We start from the raw sequence: 17,812 nt of genomic DNA, 5'->3' as shown, positions 1-17,812 counted from the left end.
CGGCGCAGTTAACGGTTCCTCAAGGGCCCAACCAAGGTTGCGCCTTGGTTTTGAATCAATGAAGACACCTTTTACGATCCGCTAACCTTGTCACGCCCCCAGCGCCAGTGGCGCAACTGGCCGGCGAATGCATCGAGCTGTGGATAAGCGCAACCACGCTGGTGACAGCGTGAGGCAGAGCTTCGCGAATCTGCTGGGATCGACACCCGAGGCTGATGCATGGCTGGCGTGCGCCAGCGAAGCCTCGAAGTCGCGTTGCAATCCATCAACTCCTGACGAGGATTCCATGGCGAAGAAGGCGAAGAAGGCCGCAAAGGCCACCAAGAAAGCTGCGAAGAAGACCAAGAAGGCTGCCAAGAAGAAGTAGTTGCACTTCCCGGGTGGGAGCGCGGCTTCCACCCGGCTCTCAGTCAGCTCGACCCGCTAGCCGATCCTACGTCTCCACCGGTCGGCGGTTGCCACGCAACACGCCTCACCTGATATCGGGCGTGCGCTCGAGCGTCACCTCGGCTTCGCGCAGCACGTCCAGCGGCGCCCACGGCTTGCTCCAGAACTTCGTGCCGCCCGGCAGCGGCTGCGACAACGGCCGGCCAGAAGTGACGACCACATTGATGTGGGGGTGACGCGCCTTGGCGAGATGGGCAAGCTCGACCCCGTTCATGCGGCCCGCCAGATTGACGTCGGTCATCAGCAGCACGATGCGATGACCCGGCTTGTTCAGGACGAGTTCGGCGGCCTCCGCGCTCTCACACGCGATCACGTCGTACTCGCTCTCTTCGAGCAGCAGCGTGATCATCTCGCGCTGCGCCAGATCGTCTTCCACGATCAGTGCGGTGGCGCGAAAAGGTTGCGACTGTCCCATGCAGGTCCTCCACGAATGTGTGCTCGCAAAGTAATGTGAGTTAAAAGCTGAACGGCCGGATGGTTCGGTTCCAATCAGAAAAAGTGGCCGAAAACCCAGCTGCAATTGGAACAGGCACGTAGAACCGGTCGATCAGGGGAGTGAAGCGACAATGACGATCATTCGAGGCGCATCTGCCGCCGTGACAGGCGCAGCCAGCGGCATTGGCCGTGCGCTGGCGCAGGAGCTGGCGGCCCGCGGTTGCGATCTCGCGCTCGCCGACCGCGACGAGGCGGGCCTCGCAAGCCTCGCCGCCGAGCTCACCGCAACCGGCCGCAAGGTGACCACGCACCGGCTGGACGTCAGCGATGTGGCTGCAGTCACCCAGTTCGCAGTAGACGCGACCCGCGCGCATCCCGGCCTCAACATCGTCGTCAACAATGCTGGCGTGGCACTGTTCGGCAGCTTCGCCGAGATCGATCAGGCGGAGATGGAGTGGCTGTTCAACATCAATTTCTGGGGCGTCGTGCACGGCACGCGCGCGTTCCTGCCGCATCTTTCGCGCCAGCGCGAAGCGCACGTCGTCAACCTGTCCTCGATCTTCGGCATCATCGCTCCGCCCGGTCAATCGGCCTACGCCGCGGCAAAGTTCGCGGTAAGGGGATTTTCCGAGAGCCTGCGTCACGAGCTCACAGCCGCCGGCAGTCCCGTGCGGCTGTCCGTCGTGCATCCCGGCGGCATCGCCACGGCGATTGCGCGCAATGCCCGCGCCGGCCAGGGCATGACCGACAATGCGCGCCGCGTGCAGGCCATCGAGCGGTTCGAGCGGCTTGCCAGGACCAGCCCGCGCGACGCCGCGTTGCGGATCATCGAGGGCATCGAGCGCAATGAGCCCCGCATCCTGATTGGCGGCGATGCGCGCTTCATGGATCTCCTGCAGCGCTTCATGCCGGGCACCTATTGGCGCGTGATGGCGAAGCGGCTCGAGAAGGCGGCCGCGAAGCAGGGATGAGCCACGGGACAGGAGCCCCCACCCCAGCTCGCGCCCGTGGCTACGCCGGAGCGATCGGCGTGTCGGCGAGCTTGATACTTCAGCCACCCAACGACCGGTCAGGCCGCCCTGATATGGGCTAGGAACTGGTTGACCTCGCTACGCAGCCGGGTCGACTGCTGCGCGAGCTCGCCGGCCGCCGACAGCACCTCGTTGGCGGCGTGGCCGGTCTGCACGACCCCGGACGTGACGCCCGCGATGTTGCGCGTGACGTCCTGGGTCTTGCCGGCGACGACGTTCACATTGCCGGCGATCTCGCGGGTCGCGGCGTCCTGTTGCGCGATCGATGAGGCGATGATGGTCGAGATCTCGTCGACCTCCTGGATCGTGGTGCAGATCATACCGATGCTCTGGACCGCGGCGGCGGTTTCGGCCTGAACCGCGGCGATCTGAGCACCAATCTCTTCGGTCGCCTTGGCCGTTTGGGTCGCCAGCGTCTTCACCTCGCTAGCGACGACGGCGAATCCCCTGCCCGACTCGCCGGCGCGCGCGGCCTCGATCGTCGCATTCAGCGCCAGCAGATTGGTCTGGCTGGCGATCTGGGTGATGAGTGCGACGACCTCGCCGATCTTGCTGGCCGCAATGTTGAGCCGCTGCACCTTGTCGTTGGATTGCTGCCCTTCGTCCGCGGCCTTGCGAACCACGGACGACGCACGCTCGAGCGTCTTGCTGATCTCGTTCATCGAGGATGACAGCTCCTCGGCCGCCGAGGCAACGGTGTTGACATTGTCCGACGCGGAGCCGCACGCCTGCGATACCGTCAGGGCCTGCTGCTTCGACTGATCGATCGTCACCGACATCGAACGGGCGGTCGCCTCCATTTCGATGGCCGCAGCCGACACGGCGTCGACGACGCCGCGGACGCTGGCCTCGAAGCCATCGGCCACCTCCATCAGCATGCGGCGCCGGTCCTCCTCGGCACGAGCCTGGGCCTTCTCCTGCTCCGCCTGCAGATCCCTCATCCGGACGGCGTTGTCCCTGAAGATCGAAACGGCGCGTGCCATCTGTCCGACCTCGTCCTTGCGCCAGTCGGCCGGGACGCGAACGTCCAAGTTGCCGTCGGCGAGCTCGCGCATCGCGCTCGTCATCTGGACGATCGGGCGGGAGATGCCGCGCGCGATCAACAGCCCGGCGAGCGCGATCAGCACGAGGCCGGCCAGCGTCATCCCGATCGCCAACGCCCCGGCGCGATTGCGAGCCTGGATGAACTCGCTGTTGTCCATGATGATCTCGACGGCCCCGATCGGCTTGCCGGAGAAATCCTTGATCGGGCCCAGCAGCGCGACGACCGGAACACCCTTGAGCTGTCCTTGGCGCGACAGGAAGCTGCCGGCCGATGCCTCCCGATAGTCGCCGCTTGCGAAGAAGGAGGTCTCCCCGATCGTCGTCGCGAACAGCTTGAAGCCGGTGTCGCCAGCCAGGCGGAACGCGACCTCGACATTCCGGCTGCGCTTGAACTCGTCGAAGAAGTTCTGGCCAAAGGTCAGGCCGAACTCGACCGAGCCCAGATGCCTGCCGGCGGAAACGATCGGTACGACGCCGCGGAGGCCGAGGCCGGCAACGCCGCCCTCCAGCCCGACGATCGGCTTGCGGTCGGTGTTGGCGGCCACCACCGTCTTGCGGAATCCCGACAGATCGTCGCCGAACTTGGCCGGCTGGTGCACCCGCAGGAAGGACATCGCTGGCGGCGTGTGAAACTGAAACTGGTCGACGCCGTAATCGGATTTCAGGCTGGCCATGCCCGCGCCGAACAGCCGCATCAAGGCGTCGCGGTCGTTCTGCGCCATGGCGTCCTGGACTGCGGGGATCTTGGCGACCACCGCGCTCATGGCTTCCGCGCGGGTCGACTCCAGCTGCAGGCGCGAATTGAAGGCGTCATATTGGGCGTGGAGCTCGCGCTCATTGGCGCGGTCGATGATGCCGCCGATGATCCACATGGCGACCAGCAGCACGAAGAGGGCCGTCGCTGCCGCACCGATCACCAGAGAAAGGGTGATCCGGGTTCTCAAGCCAACAAACTTCAACATGCGATCCTCGAACGTCGACCGGTGTTCGAGTATTGCAGCGTTGCAACTAATTATTCCTGAACGAGTCAACCAATGGACTGGACCAACAACAAATTAGCTGCTGCGGGGCGGGAACGGCTATCGGAGCCTTCCGCCGCACACTTTGCTCTTAACCTGCCGCAATCCATGCTGGTTGCAGATCACTTCACCTCAACCCTTCACAAGTCCCGTCGGAACATGCTGACAGAGCAGAGCGTCCGACCTGTCCGGCAGGGCGCGTTCAGGCGACAGGACCGCCGCGCGCCCGCCAGCCGCTCATGCCGCCGGCATAGTGGCGGATATCCTGCCGCCCGGCCGACAGCGCCCGCCGCAGGGCGGTGGCCGAGCGGCCGCCGGCCTGGCAGATCAGAACCACCGGCTTGTCGTGCACGAGGCTGCCCGGGTCGAAACGCGACAGCGGGTGATTGACGGCGCCGGGGATGTGGCCGCCCTTGAACTCATGCGGCTCGCGCACGTCGACGATGACGCAGCTCCGCTGCTGATGCGCCCGCACCAGCTCATCATGCTCGATCGCCGGCACGCTGGTCGACCCGGTCAACCTGCTGAACAGTCCTGATAGCATGGGAGGAACCTCTCACTGTTTGACATAGGGGCACTCGGGCGACTCAGCCTAGCCCTGTGTCCGCTTCGCCTTGGCCGCGGACGCTTCGACCCAGAAGAAGAACGCACCTGCACCGATCGCGAGCGCGGCGAACCAGACGCCATCCGGCACGCCGGTGATGTCGGGCAGCCGCACCTTGCCGAGCGCCCAAACATTCAGGACATGGGCCTTCACCCAGTCGAAGCTCAGCGCATAGAGGATCGCCCCGACGATCATGCCGAAAGCGCCCACTGCAGCATGAACGCTGCCGCTGGCAATGGCGCCGAGCGCAGTGCCCGGGCAGTAGCCGTAAACCACCATGCCGACGCCGAACAGCGCCGCGCCGAGCGCGACCGCAAGCATGTTGGCGTCCTTGACGTAATACTTGGTGTTGCCGGTATCGACCAGCAGCAGAACGCCGATGCCGCCGACCACGATCGCCGTGCCCATCACCTTCAGCACGGTGAAGTCGCGCAGCCGGAACTGGTTCTCGATCACGTTGCAGCTCGTGACCTTGCCCTGCTGCAGGAGATAGCCGAACACGGCGCCCATCAACAGCGGACCGGCGATGCTCATCAATGACGTCATGGCCCTTCTCCTATGCTTTGCGGAACATGACGCGCGACACCACCAGGCCGGTCGCGAACATCACGGCGAGGAACAGCCAGCTCGACAGCGCCAGTTGCAGACCGCCTGAAATGCCGTGGCCGCTGGTGCAGCCGCCGGCCAAACGCGCGCCATACATGATGACGATGCCGCCGAGAAACGCAGCGACGAAGCGCTTGAACACCGACGGGCCAAAGCGCTCCCTCCAGACCTCTGGCACCAGCTCCAGTCGCCACGTGCCGGAGATGACCGCGGACAGGAATGCGCCGAGCGGAATGCCGACCAGAAACCAGACGCCATAATCCCATTTCAGCGGCATCGACTTCCAATAACTGTTGGCGGCGACGGCGTCGGATCCGATCACCGGCACGGCGAACAGCGACGCGATGCGCGAGAACGCCGTCGTCACGCCGAGCGGATCGCCGAACCCGGCAAAGGCCACCCAGCTTAGGATGCCGATGCCGGCGCCGACCAGATAAGGCGACCAGTCGATGCGCCCGGACTCGCCCAGATCCTTGACCATGACGTCGTTCATCATTGCCACGACGGGTCCTCCCTGCTGACGCGGCCCAGCGCCGCGACCGACGTACGCCACTATATGCATATATTCGAATTTATGCAATTATAAATCGGCCGGTGCCGATAGGTGAAAGGCGAGGTCCTGCGGCAGCGTGACGGCGAGGAATCAGCGGCACGGACGACCTCGGGGATGGCAGGCCCGAGCAAGCCGCAGTGGAGCATGATCCGCCGCAGCCCCACGCTCTGTTCATGTCGGCGCGGCCTCTCGCAGGTCCATCGTCACCACGCGACTCGGTCGCGCCGCTTGCCGCGGCCGCGGGAGAAGTCCTCGAGATGAGGCTCGCAGGCCAACGCAGAAGCGATGCCCGGCGCGTGGTGGCCGGGCCTGCGCACCTGTCCAGCACTCCGACGCGGGCCGGCGAATGGCGGCGAGATCGGGTCTGCGCGGCTCTCAGTCGCTGCGAGTTCCTAGGCGGCTCTCACGCCGGCGATGAACTTCTTCACTTCCATGCTCAGTCTGGCACTGTCGTTGGCCAGCGATTTCGCGGCGGACAGCACCTGGGACGCGGCGGCTCCGGTATCGACGGCACCGCGCTGCACATCCGCAACGTTGGCTGAGACCTGCTGCGTTCCCGCCGCCGCATGCTGGACGTTCCGCGAGATCTCCTGCGTGGCAGCGCCCTGCTGCTCCACGGCCGATGCGATCGTCGACGAAATCTCCTGCAATTTCTCGATGGTGATGCTGATGTCGCGGATGGCACCGACCGATTGCTGGGTGGCGGACTGGATGCCGGAGATCTGCTGGCCGATCTCGCCCGTGGCCTTCGCCGTCTGCTCGGCCAGCGCCTTGACCTCGGATGCGACCACCGCAAATCCACGGCCGGCCTCGCCGGCGCGTGCGGCCTCGATCGTTGCATTCAGCGCGAGCAGATTGGTCTGTCCGGCAATCGTATTGATCAGCTCGACGACGTCGCCGATGCGGGCAGCGGACTTCGAGAGCTCGCTGACCTGTTCATTGGTCCTGCGGGCCTGTGCCACCGCCTCATTGGCCATCCGGGCTGAATCCTGGACTTGCCTGCTGATCTCGTTGACGGACGCGGAGAGCTCCTCGGTCGCAGATGCCACCGACTGCACATTGGTGCAGGCTTCCTCGGAAGCCGCGGTGACGGATGTGGCCAGGTTCTGTGCGCGGCTCGCCGTGTTGCTGAGCCCGCCGGCGTGACCTTCCAAAGTGCTCGATGCCGTGGACACGGTGTCGACGATCTCGCCGACCACGGCCTCGAAGCGGCCAGTGATCTCGTCGAGGCGCCGGCCGCGTTCCAGTTTCACCTCTGCCTCTCTCGAAGCGATATCGTCGGCCTGCTTCTTCGCAATCAAGGCGGTCTTGAAAACCTCCAGGGCGTCGGCCATCATGCCTACTTCGGTCTTCTGACCGCGATAGGGGATCTCGATCGCCAGGTTACCCTCACCGAGCGCCTGCATCGGCCTGATGATGGAAGCGATGCACCGGGAAATGTCGCGAACGAACCAGCTTCCGACGCCGATGCCGGTGAGAACGGCAAGGACGATGACCGTCGACATCAATGCAAATGCCTCGGCATAGCCATCCGCGGCGATCTTGGTTTCGGCGTCGGCGCCACGATTGTTGAGGTCAATCAGCTTTCGAAGAAATTCGTCCGACTGATTGGCGACGCTCCGGACCGTCTTGTTGAACAGATCGCTCGCCTGCTTGGTCGCGTTGCCGTTCCCTGCGCGCAGCACCTCGAGCACACCATCGGCAGCCTTGACATATTGCTCCCAGCCCCGCGACCAGCTCTCGAACAGGCTGCGCTCCTCGGCCGACGAGATCATCGCCTCATAGGAGCGGCGCGCCGTCGCGATGACGGCGAGCGTTGCCTTCATGTTGCGGTCGAGATTGTCCTTCTCCTCAGTCGTATCTGCCGTCATGTAGGCTCGCAGCTGCGCCCGATTGAGATTGATCGCCGAACGCAACTCGCCGAGCACGCGCACGCTCGGCAGCCAGTTCTTGGCGATCTGTTCGGTATGCGTATTGATTGTCTGCATGCCGCGGACGGCCAGCAACCCGACGATGGTCATCGCCACCAGCAGCAGCGCAATGACGGCCGCCATTTTTGCTCGAATGGAGAGTTGCGACATCACGCGTGCCTTTCGTAGTCCCGGCGATTCGTATCGGTCCGCCGCATGATTGCGTCGTCCCCTCGCGACGGTATCACCCGACCTTCGCAAATTGGTTAACGGGCGGGATTTCCAGACTGGAATCTACCAACGTCATGATCGGGCACGATGGTCCGAATGCCGTGTTCGGCACGCATCTCCTGTGGCCAATCCGCGGACTACGCGATCTGCGCTCCGGCGTGACGACGCAAAGACGCGTGTCTTCGGGCTCGATCCGATCTGATCAGACAATGTTCTTCGTCGGAGGCTTGAAGTGCGCCGACACGCCACGCGTCGACGAGCCTGTGACAGACAGGTCCCGGAGATTCATGGATGCTGCGCCTTGACGCTGCATGTCCAATGCCGCTCAGCAGAAGCAGGCTCGCTTCCGCAGGATGCCTCAAGAAGGCATGACGGAGGGCGACTGAACCGGGCTCTGCGCCGGCTTGGTGGCGAACAGCCAGCGGTCGACGACAAAATCGGTGACGGCCGCACCCAACCACATGCCACCGAGCACGATCCACGCTGTGAGCGCAAACACCGATGCCCCGGTTACGCCGGCGCCAACGGCGCAGCCGCCCGCCAGCATCGCACCGAATCCCATCAGGACGGCGCCGATCATGTAACGGCGCATGCCGCGCCCATCCGAGAAGCCTTCGAGATTGAGTTCACGCGCCAGCGCAGCCGCAACGAACGAGCCGATGAACACCCCCGGAATGATGCCGAGATCGAAGCCCGGCTTCAGTTGCGGGCTGGCGAGCACCTGCATCAGCAGCTCCGCCGAAGGACCGCTGAATGTCAGGCTCTTCAGCGGCACCGGCGAGAACGAGGCCTGGCCGAGCTGATAGGTGAGGAGCCAGCCCCCGGCGACCGCCGCGCCCGCGGCCACCGCCGAGCGCAGGATCTTCGGGCCAACCTGAAACTTCGACACGGCGGCGAGCCCGGCCAGGAACCACAGCATGCCGAAGCCGAGCTTCTCGGGCGTACCCCCGCCGAACAGGCTCATGATGTCGCGCGACGGTCCGCCGTCGACGAGCCAAAGATTGGTGAGCCACTCGCGTGCCGGCGCGAGCAGGCCGCGATAGGCCGACTGCGCCGTCACCGCGAAGACGAGGCCGGACAGCAGCGCCCGCAGATTGCCGTTGGCCGAGAGCACCAGCAGACGGCTGGCACAGCCTCTCGCCAGGATCATGCCGCAGCCGAACAGCGTGCCGCCGATCATCGCGCCGGAAATGCTGCCCTGCTGCGCCAGCTGGCGCGCTTCGGAGACGTCGAGCAGGCCCATCGCCACCAGCGCCTGGGTGCCCAGCAGCGCCGAGGCGAAGGTGAGGAGCCACACCGCCAGCCGCGGACCGCCCTGCCCGCGCGCGAACTCGACCGTGGCCGCCCGGAGGCAGAAGCGGCTGCGCTGGGCGAAGAAGCCGAACGCGCCGCCGGCCGCGAGCCCGCACAGCAGCGACACCAGCTCCTCACCCAGAAGGTCGATCAATGCGGTGAGCACAGGCGCTCCCGTCGTTCAGGCCTGCCGCTCAACATGCCGGGCGGCATCGGCAAGGACGCATGCGCCCGTCACGGGCGCAGGTAGGCGTATCCACTCTGCTGCAGCTCCGTGAGGCGCACGACGCCGCCCTTCTCCGCCACCGCGAAGCCTGGCAAGAGATCGTCGAGCTTCACGCCTTGCGCCTTCATGGTGTTCGCACAGGCCTCGAAGCCGACGCCGGCCTTCATGAGGCGCTCGGCCAGAGCCGAGATGGTCTGGTCGGCCGAAATCGCATGAAAGGCCCGCAAGCCCGGACCGTGGATCACCAGGCGAATGTCTGCGCGTCCAGGTCCTCCGGTCCCGTCGACGTGGTTCTGGAGGTTGCCGAGAACGAACAGGGCGCGGTCCTGATCGGCGAGATGATAGGCGACGCGCTGGCGCGGAGATTCCGTCGCCGCGCGTGCGCTGCTGACACCGAAGATTCCAAACAGGCCGGCAAGACCGGCTTGCATCAAAGATCGACGTTCCATGGTGGCTCCTAACGCGCGGCTGCAATGAATCCTGCGATGCGATCAGCGGCATCCTCGGCGGCGAGATCGCGAAAGAAGTGATCTGCGTCGTCAATCGTCTCCAGTCGGACACGGCTGCCGGCGCGTGACGCCAGCGGCGCGAACGACGCTGCCACGTCCGGTACCGTCTTGTCTTGCGCTGCCGCAAGCACCAGAACCGGCAGGCTCACATCGGCGACCAGCGCCGCCGTATCCTGGCGCCGGTCGGCGCGATAGAATGCTGCGAATGCGCGCGCCGTCACCTTGGCATCGCGGCAATAGATGAAGCCCGGCACCGACATCCAATCACCGCCGCGCCCGGCGGCGATCGCTGCCTCAGCCTTGTCGAGCAGCGGCGCCAATCGCTGGCCGTAGCTCTCCGCATAGGCGTCTCTCAAACCGGCCTCGATGCTCGCCGTCGCGGGCGCCAGCAGGATCGCACCGTCGACCGCCGCTTTGGGATTGGCGGCCAGATAGCGCGCGACCTGATTGGCGCCGCGCGAATGACCGAGGACGAAGACGTGCGACGACGTCTTGCGCGCTTCACTCAGCCAGGCGGCGATCTCCACGACAGCATCGTCCGTCACATAGTCATGGGGTTTGGCACAATCGTACATGCCAGTGCGGCGATCGAGACCGAGCACGAGATTGTGCGCGAGCGACGCGATCCCCCGCTCGGCCAACGCCTTGGACAGACCCTGGATGGTCTCCATGTCCTTGTGCGCGAGCGTGCCGTGCGTCATCAGCACCAGCGGTACATCCGGTCCAGACTGCGCCGGCAGTCGGAGCGTGCCGAGCGCCGTACGCCCGCCGATCGTGAGCTCGCGCGGCTCCTCGGCCGCGAAGGCGATCGACGCAATGAACGAGACGACAAGAGCGAGCCACCACCGCATCGCAAATTCCTCAGGGACGCACGATCGTCCAGTTCTTCTCGGACAGCTCCAGCAGGGTCGCGACCCCGGTCTTGACGACCGTGACACCGTCGAGCAGAGGCGGCTGCCGTCCCTCCTTGCTCGCGAGCGTCTCCAAGGTATTGCCGCAGGCGATGAAGCTCACATTGGGCATCGACTTGGCGAAGCCGAGCACCCGCTCCTTCACCGGCGAGCGGTCGGCCAGCAGCATGTCGAGGCCGCCATTGAACGCAACGATCACGATCTCGACCTCCGCGCCCTCGCCCGAATAGTGGCGGGAGACATTCGCGGCCACGTCGAGCACCGCGCGCATCTTGGCAGGATCCTCGTCGCTGATCTGCAACGCGAGCCTATGTGGCTCGGCTGCAGTGGCGATGGACGCAACCCCGCTTCCGGCCAGGGCGACGGATGCGGCCGCCAACAGCATCTGGCGGCGGCTGCATCCGGCAATCCTCACTCGACGCCTCGCGGCTTGCCGTCCTTGTCTTCCGGCGTGACGTCGACCGCTGTCGCGCGTCCGGTGATCTTGACCGGCGCGATGCAGTTCTTCATGCAAGGATCCTTCTGCCAGAACGCCTTCTCGCTCGTGCTCCGGTCATCCATGATGAACCCGCCCTCGTTCGGCATCTTGATCGTGGCGAGATTGCTGTTGCTCAGCTCGAAGTTCTGATCGGTGATCACGTCGTTCAGATACAGCACATAGGCGACCAGCGCGTAGTACTCGTCGACCTTCAGCGACTGCGGGCTGCCGAACGGCATCGCGTGGCGGACGTAGTCGAACAGCGTCGAGGCGTAGGGCCAGTAGGAACCGACCGTCTTGACGGGATTGTCTGATGTCAGCGATCCCTTGCCGCCGGCGAGCACCGGCCAGCGGCCGGCACCCTCGCCGAATTCGCCATGGCAACTGGCGCAATTGTCCATGAACAGCTTCTCGCCCTGGGCGACGGTGCCCTTGCCGACTGGCAGCCCCTGCCCGTCCGGACGCACGTCGATGTCCCAGCCGCGGATCTCCTCGGCGCTCGGCGCGCGGCCGATGTTGAAGCGCTGCGGCGCCTTGGCATCGGACTTGGCCTCGGTCTTCTCGCTCGGACCGCCGGCGAACGCCACCGAGCCCGCAAGCGTTGCCAGCGCTGCGGCGGCAATGATGAGCTTAGGCGACCTCGACATTCTCGACCTCACCGTTTGCCTGCACATGCCAGGTCTGGATGCCATTGTTGTGATAGATGGAGTTGTAGCCGCGGACCTTGCGCAGCTCGGCCTTGGACGGCTGGACGTAGCCGGTCTCGTCCTGGACGCGCGACTGCAGCAGCAGCGGCTCGCCGTTCCAGTCGAACTCGTAGTAGAACCGGGTCAGCGCCTTGTCGAGCACCGGGCCGTCGATCCGCGCCGGCCACCAGTTGCGGCCGCCATCGAGCGACACGTCGACGCGCTTGACCTTGCCGTTGCCCGACCACGCCAGTCCCGAGACGATCGTGAAGCCCTTGCCATGCTTGATCGGAGCCTGCGGGCTCGGGCTCGTGATCACCGACTTGGCATCCATCGCCCAGGTGAAGCGCCGCGCCTTTCCGTTCGGCAAGAGATCGGTGTATTTCGAGGTTTCCTCGCGGGTGTGCCAGGGCTGGTCGCCGACCTTGATACGGCGCAGCCACTTGACCCAGAGATTGCCCTGCCAGCCCGGCACGACCAGGCGCATCGGATAGCCCTGCTCGGGATACAGCGCCTCGCCGTTCATCTTGTAGGCGATGATGCAGTCGTCGAGCGCCTTCTCGATCGGCAGGCTGCGATCCATCGACGCGGAGTCGGCGCCCTCCACCAGCAGCCATTTGCCGTTGGTCTTGACGCCGGCCTCTTCGAGCAGGGTGCGCAGCGAGACGCCGGTATATTGCACGCAGTGGATCATGCCATGCGTGAACTGGCAGCCATTGAGCTGGGCGCCGCGCCACTCCATGCCGGAGTTGGCCGCGCATTCCATGAAGTGGATGCGGTTGACGCGCGGGTAGCGCTTGAGCTCGTCGAGCGTCAGCAGCAGCGGCCGCTCGACCAGCCCATGGATCATCAGCCGGTGATCGGCCGGATCGACGTCGGCTACGCCGCCGTGATGGCGCTCGAAGCACAGCCCGTTCGGCGTGATGATGCCTTCGAGCTCATGCAGCGGCGTAAAACTGACCGAGGATTCGCGCGAAGCCGTCAGCCATTCGACGTCGCGGCGGACGACGTCCTTCTCGAACTTCGACGGCTTGCCATAGGGGCGCACAGCGACGCCCTCGCCGAGGGTCCGCGTCCATTCCGGCACGTTTGGCGGCTGGTTGGCGGGATTGCCGACGCCGGCACGCGCCTGCGAGGCCAGCGCCGTGGCGGCAAGACCGCCGGCTGCAGTCAGGAAACCACGGCGCGACGCGCGTGGGGCTGAGGGAAGTAGTTTGTCCTTGGACATCGTCGTCACACTCCGGAGACTTTGACGGCCCGGTTGGGCTCGAGACGAACGGTTTTCTGGCGCTGCAGATAGCTCGACACGACCTCCCAGATCGGCGGCCCCTGCGTGCCTTCGTTGACGCTGGCCCAGCCCGCGACCTGATACTCCCGCGTCGGATCGATCGCGGCCCCGGTCTTGATCAGGCGCATGTCGGAGATGCGCTGCCCCTGCGGCTTGTTGACGTCGATGGCGTAGGACATGCCGCCGATGCGGACCATGTCGCCGCCCTGCTGGTAGTAAGGATCGACGTTGAACAGGTTGTCGGCGACGTCCTCAATGATCTCCTTCAGCCGCGTGCCGGTCATGCCCATGCGATAGACGGCCGGATAGGTGATCGCGGTGGCGTTGGTGACGTCCTCGAACGTGATGTCCTGGCCCGGCATCACGCTGGTGCCCCAGCGGAAGCCCGGCGACAGCGCGATCTCCGCATCGCGCTCCTGCAGCAGCGCCTGGCAGATGAGGTCATCGAACGTGCCGTTGAAATTGCCACGGCGATACAGCAGCGTCTCGGTCCGTCCCAGCGGGCGGGCGAGATCGGCGGCAAACGGCTTGCGCACCTCGGCGATCTTGGCCGCCATCGCCGGATCCGGCGTGATCACGTCGGAGAACAGCGGAATCAGCTTGTAACGATAGCCCTTCACCTCGCCGTCCTTGACGTCGAGATCGAGCCGCGAGACGAACTTGCCGGAGGAGCCCGACGCGATCAGCAGCGTCTTGCCGACCTTGACCGCTTCAGGCAATGCATCATGGGTATGACCCGTGAGAATGACGTCGAGACCCTTGACGCGGCTGGCCAGCTTGCGGTCGACGTCGAAGCCATTGTGTGACAGCAGCACCACGAGGCCGGCGCCGTCCTTGCGTGCCTTGTCGACTTGGGTCTGAACATCCTCCTCGCGCACGCCGAACGACCAGTTCGGAATCATCCAGCGGGGATTGGCGACCGGCGTGTACGGGAATGCCTGGCCGAGCACCGCGATCTTGACGCCGCCGCGCTCGATCATCGTCGAGGCTTCGAACGCCGGCTCGTTCCATTCGGTGTCGCGGATGTTGAGGCCGAGGAAAGGGAAGCCCAGACCATCGACCGCCTGCTTGACGCGCTCGGTGCCGTAGGTGAACTCCCAATGCCCCGTCATCGCATCCGGCTTCAGCAGCGCCATGCAGTCGATCATGTCCTGGCCGCGGGTCTTCAGCGACGACCATGAGCCCTGCCAGGTGTCACCGCCATCGAGCAGCACGACCTTGTCGCCGCGCTCGGCGCGGATGGCCTTGATGACGGTGGCGGCGCGGTCGAGCCCGCCGATCCGCCCGTAGGTCTTGGCGAGCGCCTCGAAATCCTCCGAGGTCAGCGCATAGGCCGACGACGAGCCCGGCGCGATGCCGAAGCGGGTGAGGAAATCCTTGCCGGTGACATGCGGCGGCTGGCCCTTGGCGTCACCGACGCCGAGATTGGTCGACGGCTCGCGGAAATACAGCGGCATCAGCTGGCCGTGGATGTCGGTGACATGCACCAAGGTGACGTTGCCGACCGGATCGAACGCCAGCAGCTCCTTCTCGGTCAGCTTCTGCTGAGCAAAGGCGCGGGTCGCACCCGCAAGACCGGAGCCACCCGCCAGGGCAGCCGCCGCCAATGCGACCTGAACGAATTCGCGACGCGATATCATGATGTATCTTCCTTGTGTCCGCGGCTAGTTGCGGACCGACGGTGTCTCGACGGGCAGCCCGATGCCGCGCCAGGCGACGTAGACTTCGAGCGCGAGGAACTCGTCCGACAGCGGCTTGTAGGGCACGCCGCGAACGTCGAACATGCAGCCCTCGAACCGTTCGTGCAGCGGGATCAGGCGCTGATCGCGCAGCCGGTAGGTCGGAAAGCCGTTGGTCTGGCCTTGACTCAGAAAATCGGCGCGCATGAACTTGCCGTTGTTCTTCTCGTGGCAGGACGCGCAGGCGAGATCGAGCTGCCCGACCCGCGTATAGTAGATCTCCTTGCCCTTCTCGAACCATGGCGACATCGGACCATCGGTCTTCACCGCCACCGGCATGCCGCGCGACTGGTAGCGGACGAACGCCGTCATGTCCGTCAGTTCCTTCGACTTGAAGGCCCAGGGCTGCGCCTTCATGTGCTCGGTGCGACAGATGTTGATCTGCTGCTCGAGATTGACCGGCTTGTTGAGCTTATCGCTCCATTTGGGCATGGCGGCGCCGACGCCCTTCATGGTCTTTTCCGCCTCGCCGTGGCAGCTCATGCACGACTTGCCTTCGCTGCCGTCGACCGTCTTCCAGACGTCGGCGGCCCGCTCCACCGCGAGGAAGCCGGGATTCTCCAGGTCGTCATCCTGGAGCGCGCGCGTTTCCTTGGTGCGGAACTGATAGCCCGAGATGATGGTCTTGAAGACGTGACCGGGAGGCGCCGGAATGCCCTTCCGTTCGGCCTCCTGGCCGAACGTCGCGACTGCCGACAGGGCCAGCGCGGCCGAAGCCAGGACGGCGAGAGAACCGTAGCGAATGGACATCCGTCACTCCTCCTAGCGATCACACGCTGCCGATCAGGCCTTCAACGCGATCTTCTCTTCGGCCGTCACCACGGAGCCATCATCATCCGTCCATGCGAACTTGAACGTACCTTCCTCGTCGATCCTTGCGTCGAACTGGATGTACGGGTTGGCGGAGATCGCCGGCTCCAGCGCGCAGGAGAACACCGGCTTGCCGTTGAACTCGCAGGTGAACTTGTTGATGATCTTGCGTGGGATCGGCTTGCCCTGCGCATCCTTGCGCTGACCCGATTCCATCAGATGCGAGACCAGCGTCTTGATCTGGATGATCTCGCCCTTCTTGGCTTCCTTCGGAAGCTTGATCCGCGGCTTGTCTGCCATGTTCGTCTCTCCCCTGTCTCAGCCGCCGCAGCCGCCGATGGTGACCTTGACGGTCTTGCGCTCCGTGAAGAGCGAGCCGTCACTCATCTTCGCGACCGCGATCACGTTCTGGGTCTGCGCCAGACGGATGCGGATCGATGCCTCGGCCTTGCCGGACATCGGCGTGAACATCAGCGTGGCGACGCCGGCATTCGGATTGCCGTCGGCCACGAACAGCACTTCCTTGACGTAGTTCTCGGCGGTCATCGGGCTTTCGACCGAGAGCGCGAGCGGCACGGTGTTGCCGTTCTCGGCGATCTCAGGCAGATCGAGCGTGATCTTGCCCTTGGCCGCTTCCTTGCCGCCGGTGAACTTCTTGATCATCTCGGCCGCGTCGTTGCTCGGCTCGGCGTTGGCGGCCATCGGCAGCACCGTCAGGGCGACGAAACCGCCGCCGAGAAGGAACGCCTGTCGTCTGTTGATTGCGCCCATGCATCATCCTCCAGAGGCGGTTACTTCAATGTTTCGAGAAAGGCGACGACGTCCTCGACCTGCGCGGCGGTGAGGACGGGTTTGCCGACGAACTCCGGCCTGACGCGATTGAGTCCGTCGTTCTTGTAGAAGGCGGGCATCACCGTATCGGTGAAGATGCGCTTGGGATCGGCGACGATCAGGCGCAATTGCGCCGCGTTGTAGCGGGTCGCGACGCCGTCGAGCGACGGACCGAACTCGCCGTGAAACTCCTCCGACTTCAGCGACGACACCTGATGGCAGGCGAGGCAATTGCCCAGCGTCCGCGTCAAGAACACCTTCTTGCCGGCATCGGCATTGCCGGGCGCGCCCGTCAGCGATTTCGGAATGACATAGTCGACGACATCGAGCCTGATCGGCTCGTCACCCCGCGCGGCTGCCGACAGCAACACGCAGAGCAAGGCGGCCGGAATCAAACGGCGCATGTTTCCACCCTGACCGACGAGGCGTCCCCTCGCCTTACGATGACACGACGGACTTACGATCCATCATATTCAAGAATTATGATTTGATAATGTGATTGGTGTCAAGCGTATTTCGATGCCGCACTGCACTCAACCCTTGGTCGAAGCGAGATAGTCGCGGAAGGTGCCGCGCTCATAGGCCCTCTCGCGCACGAAGCGGAACATTGCGAGGAAATGCGGCGGCTTGAGATAGCCCGGCGCGCGCGCCACCTCGCGCGCGAGCGGCTCCTTCGCAGAGACCCCCTCGGCCGATGGCGGAAAGAACTGGAACGTCGGCGTGAAGCGGATCGCGTAGCGCTCGGCGAGCTCCTTCTCGGCAAGCTCGTTGCCATCGAAGTCGATCACCTTGCGCGCGCCGAGCAGGTTGAGCTGCAGCACTTCGAAATTGGCGCGGATGTAGTCCGTGATCTCTTGATCGGCAAAGTTCACCAGATGCGTCTCGCGGCAATACGGGCAGCCGCGCAGCTCCCACATGATCGCAAGCCGCTTGCCTTCCGACGCCGCGCTTTCGAGATCCTCGCGCAGGTCCAGGAAGCTGTTGAGAAACCAGGACTGGTGATAGAGCCCGTCGTCGCCGAGCGCCGCGTCGGCCTGCGCCGGCGCCGACGCCGGGCCGACGGCCGCCGCAGCAGAGAGCAGCGCAACCAGATCGCGCCGCGTCATCGTCCGGTTCGTCGTCATCAGCCTGCTCGCGCGCTTTGCCAAGTCCACTTTGCCA

At 64.8% G+C, this 17,812-nt stretch carries 20 protein-coding genes; 2 read left to right on the top strand and 18 right to left on the bottom strand.

Annotation, left to right across the window (positions count from 1 at the left end; translation table 11 throughout):
• Positions 1 to 139: 139 nt before the first annotated feature.
• Positions 140 to 367, top strand: coding sequence for a hypothetical protein (locus ACQR13_RS29280; protein WP_315754828.1), 228 nt, complete (start codon positions 140 to 142; stop codon positions 365 to 367).
• 105 nt (positions 368 to 472) lie between these two features.
• Here ACQR13_RS29280 and ACQR13_RS29275 read toward each other — a convergent pair whose 3' ends face one another.
• Positions 473 to 862, bottom strand: a complete 390-nt coding sequence (locus ACQR13_RS29275) for a response regulator (protein ID WP_315718298.1) — start codon at positions 860 to 862, stop codon at positions 473 to 475.
• A gap of 151 nt (positions 863 to 1,013) precedes the next feature.
• On the opposite strand from ACQR13_RS29275, the gene ACQR13_RS29270 reads away from it, so the two are divergent.
• The gene (locus tag ACQR13_RS29270) at positions 1,014 to 1,853 is read left to right on the top strand and encodes an SDR family NAD(P)-dependent oxidoreductase (protein WP_315754829.1); all 840 of its coding nucleotides are present in this window, start codon (positions 1,014 to 1,016) and stop codon (positions 1,851 to 1,853) included.
• Between the two features lie 98 nt (positions 1,854 to 1,951).
• On the opposite strand, the gene ACQR13_RS29265 is transcribed toward ACQR13_RS29270, so the two are convergent.
• The 17 genes from ACQR13_RS29265 to ACQR13_RS29185 all read right to left on the bottom strand — a co-directional run bounded on the left by ACQR13_RS29265 (position 1,952) and on the right by ACQR13_RS29185 (position 17,775).
• Entirely contained in the window at positions 1,952 to 3,919 is a 1,968-nt protein-coding gene (locus tag ACQR13_RS29265) for a methyl-accepting chemotaxis protein (RefSeq protein ID WP_316187105.1), read from the bottom strand.
• A gap of 259 nt (positions 3,920 to 4,178) precedes the next feature.
• Positions 4,179 to 4,520, bottom strand: coding sequence for a rhodanese-like domain-containing protein (locus ACQR13_RS29260; RefSeq protein ID WP_315718300.1), 342 nt, complete (start codon positions 4,518 to 4,520; stop codon positions 4,179 to 4,181).
• A 48-nt stretch (positions 4,521 to 4,568) separates the two neighbouring features.
• Entirely contained in the window at positions 4,569 to 5,126 is a 558-nt protein-coding gene (locus tag ACQR13_RS29255) for a YeeE/YedE thiosulfate transporter family protein (RefSeq protein ID WP_315718301.1), read from the bottom strand.
• 10 nt (positions 5,127 to 5,136) lie between these two features.
• Complete coding sequence (locus ACQR13_RS29250; protein WP_315754875.1) at positions 5,137 to 5,679, bottom strand: YeeE/YedE thiosulfate transporter family protein; 543 nt, start codon at positions 5,677 to 5,679, stop codon at positions 5,137 to 5,139.
• Between the two features lie 452 nt (positions 5,680 to 6,131).
• Positions 6,132 to 7,820, bottom strand: coding sequence for a methyl-accepting chemotaxis protein (locus ACQR13_RS29245; protein WP_316171756.1), 1,689 nt, complete (start codon positions 7,818 to 7,820; stop codon positions 6,132 to 6,134).
• Positions 7,821 to 8,238: 418 nt separating this feature from the next.
• Positions 8,239 to 9,339 carry a YeeE/YedE family protein gene (locus ACQR13_RS29240; protein WP_315754833.1) on the bottom strand — a complete coding sequence of 367 codons (1,101 nt, stop codon included), beginning with the start codon at positions 9,337 to 9,339 and terminating at the stop codon, positions 8,239 to 8,241.
• A gap of 68 nt (positions 9,340 to 9,407) precedes the next feature.
• Positions 9,408 to 9,848 carry a DsrE family protein gene (locus ACQR13_RS29235; protein WP_409978004.1) on the bottom strand — a complete coding sequence of 147 codons (441 nt, stop codon included), beginning with the start codon at positions 9,846 to 9,848 and terminating at the stop codon, positions 9,408 to 9,410.
• Between the two features lie 8 nt (positions 9,849 to 9,856).
• The gene (locus ACQR13_RS29230) at positions 9,857 to 10,759 is read right to left on the bottom strand and encodes an alpha/beta hydrolase (protein WP_315718304.1); all 903 of its coding nucleotides are present in this window, start codon (positions 10,757 to 10,759) and stop codon (positions 9,857 to 9,859) included.
• 10 nt (positions 10,760 to 10,769) lie between these two features.
• Positions 10,770 to 11,204 carry a DsrE family protein gene (locus ACQR13_RS29225; RefSeq protein WP_315718331.1) on the bottom strand — a complete coding sequence of 145 codons (435 nt, stop codon included), beginning with the start codon at positions 11,202 to 11,204 and terminating at the stop codon, positions 10,770 to 10,772.
• A gap of 26 nt (positions 11,205 to 11,230) precedes the next feature.
• The gene (locus ACQR13_RS29220; RefSeq protein ID WP_315754837.1) at positions 11,231 to 11,989 is read right to left on the bottom strand and encodes a c-type cytochrome; all 759 of its coding nucleotides are present in this window, start codon (positions 11,987 to 11,989) and stop codon (positions 11,231 to 11,233) included.
• Positions 11,928 to 13,211, bottom strand: a complete 1,284-nt coding sequence (soxC, locus tag ACQR13_RS29215) for a sulfite dehydrogenase (RefSeq protein WP_315826663.1) — start codon at positions 13,209 to 13,211, stop codon at positions 11,928 to 11,930. Before soxC ends, ACQR13_RS29220 begins: the two co-directional genes overlap by 62 nt.
• A gap of 5 nt (positions 13,212 to 13,216) precedes the next feature.
• Positions 13,217 to 14,911: a thiosulfohydrolase SoxB gene (soxB, locus tag ACQR13_RS29210; protein WP_315718307.1), complete on the bottom strand. Its 1,695-nt coding sequence runs from the start codon at positions 14,909 to 14,911 to the stop codon at positions 13,217 to 13,219.
• A 24-nt stretch (positions 14,912 to 14,935) separates the two neighbouring features.
• Positions 14,936 to 15,760: a sulfur oxidation c-type cytochrome SoxA gene (gene soxA / locus ACQR13_RS29205; RefSeq protein WP_315772267.1), complete on the bottom strand. Its 825-nt coding sequence runs from the start codon at positions 15,758 to 15,760 to the stop codon at positions 14,936 to 14,938.
• 33 nt (positions 15,761 to 15,793) lie between these two features.
• Positions 15,794 to 16,120 (bottom strand): thiosulfate oxidation carrier complex protein SoxZ, encoded by a 327-nt coding sequence (soxZ, locus tag ACQR13_RS29200; RefSeq protein WP_315718309.1) that lies wholly within the window; start codon positions 16,118 to 16,120, stop codon positions 15,794 to 15,796.
• 18 nt (positions 16,121 to 16,138) lie between these two features.
• Positions 16,139 to 16,591 carry a thiosulfate oxidation carrier protein SoxY gene (gene soxY, locus ACQR13_RS29195; protein WP_315718310.1) on the bottom strand — a complete coding sequence of 151 codons (453 nt, stop codon included), beginning with the start codon at positions 16,589 to 16,591 and terminating at the stop codon, positions 16,139 to 16,141.
• 20 nt (positions 16,592 to 16,611) lie between these two features.
• Entirely contained in the window at positions 16,612 to 17,055 is a 444-nt protein-coding gene (gene soxX, locus ACQR13_RS29190) for a sulfur oxidation c-type cytochrome SoxX (protein ID WP_434863484.1), read from the bottom strand.
• Between the two features lie 129 nt (positions 17,056 to 17,184).
• On the bottom strand, positions 17,185 to 17,775 hold the full coding sequence (locus ACQR13_RS29185; RefSeq protein WP_316166780.1) for a thioredoxin family protein: 591 nt from the start codon (positions 17,773 to 17,775) through the stop codon (positions 17,185 to 17,187).
• Between the last annotated feature and the right edge of the window lie 37 nt (positions 17,776 to 17,812).

The sequence above is a fragment of the Bradyrhizobium sp. HKCCYLRH3059 genome (genome assembly GCF_051168035.1).
Taxonomy (GTDB): Bacteria; Pseudomonadota; Alphaproteobacteria; order Rhizobiales; family Xanthobacteraceae; genus Bradyrhizobium.
Note: the sequence above shows the minus strand (reverse complement) of the source record. Positions and strands in the feature narration are given on the sequence as shown.

What these genes read in the sequence shown, in the direction of transcription:
- ACQR13_RS29225 (WP_315718331.1), bottom strand. Translation starts at nt 11,204, where the DNA reads ATGCTGTTGGCGGCCGCATCCGTCGCCCTGGCCGGAAGCGGGGTTGCG.
- ACQR13_RS29235 (WP_409978004.1), bottom strand. Translation starts at nt 9,848, where the DNA reads ATGGAACGTCGATCTTTGATGCAAGCCGGTCTTGCCGGCCTGTTTGGA.
- ACQR13_RS29250 (WP_315754875.1), bottom strand. Translation starts at nt 5,679, where the DNA reads ATGAACGACGTCATGGTCAAGGATCTGGGCGAGTCCGGGCGCATCGAC.
- ACQR13_RS29185 (WP_316166780.1), bottom strand. Translation starts at nt 17,775, where the DNA reads ATGACGACGAACCGGACGATGACGCGGCGCGATCTGGTTGCGCTGCTC.
- ACQR13_RS29255 (WP_315718301.1), bottom strand. Translation starts at nt 5,126, where the DNA reads ATGACGTCATTGATGAGCATCGCCGGTCCGCTGTTGATGGGCGCCGTG.
- ACQR13_RS29265 (WP_316187105.1), bottom strand. Translation starts at nt 3,919, where the DNA reads ATGTTGAAGTTTGTTGGCTTGAGAACCCGGATCACCCTTTCTCTGGTG.
- ACQR13_RS29220 (WP_315754837.1), bottom strand. Translation starts at nt 11,989, where the DNA reads ATGGCATCCAGACCTGGCATGTGCAGGCAAACGGTGAGGTCGAGAATG.
- soxZ (WP_315718309.1), bottom strand. Translation starts at nt 16,120, where the DNA reads ATGGCAGACAAGCCGCGGATCAAGCTTCCGAAGGAAGCCAAGAAGGGC.
- ACQR13_RS29270 (WP_315754829.1), top strand. Translation starts at nt 1,014, where the DNA reads ATGACGATCATTCGAGGCGCATCTGCCGCCGTGACAGGCGCAGCCAGC.
- ACQR13_RS29260 (WP_315718300.1), bottom strand. Translation starts at nt 4,520, where the DNA reads ATGCTATCAGGACTGTTCAGCAGGTTGACCGGGTCGACCAGCGTGCCG.
- soxX (WP_434863484.1), bottom strand. Translation starts at nt 17,055, where the DNA reads ATGCGCCGTTTGATTCCGGCCGCCTTGCTCTGCGTGTTGCTGTCGGCA.
- soxB (WP_315718307.1), bottom strand. Translation starts at nt 14,911, where the DNA reads ATGATATCGCGTCGCGAATTCGTTCAGGTCGCATTGGCGGCGGCTGCC.
- soxA (WP_315772267.1), bottom strand. Translation starts at nt 15,760, where the DNA reads ATGTCCATTCGCTACGGTTCTCTCGCCGTCCTGGCTTCGGCCGCGCTG.
- ACQR13_RS29230 (WP_315718304.1), bottom strand. Translation starts at nt 10,759, where the DNA reads ATGCGGTGGTGGCTCGCTCTTGTCGTCTCGTTCATTGCGTCGATCGCC.
- soxY (WP_315718310.1), bottom strand. Translation starts at nt 16,591, where the DNA reads ATGGGCGCAATCAACAGACGACAGGCGTTCCTTCTCGGCGGCGGTTTC.
- soxC (WP_315826663.1), bottom strand. Translation starts at nt 13,211, where the DNA reads ATGTCCAAGGACAAACTACTTCCCTCAGCCCCACGCGCGTCGCGCCGT.
- ACQR13_RS29275 (WP_315718298.1), bottom strand. Translation starts at nt 862, where the DNA reads ATGGGACAGTCGCAACCTTTTCGCGCCACCGCACTGATCGTGGAAGAC.
- ACQR13_RS29245 (WP_316171756.1), bottom strand. Translation starts at nt 7,820, where the DNA reads ATGTCGCAACTCTCCATTCGAGCAAAAATGGCGGCCGTCATTGCGCTG.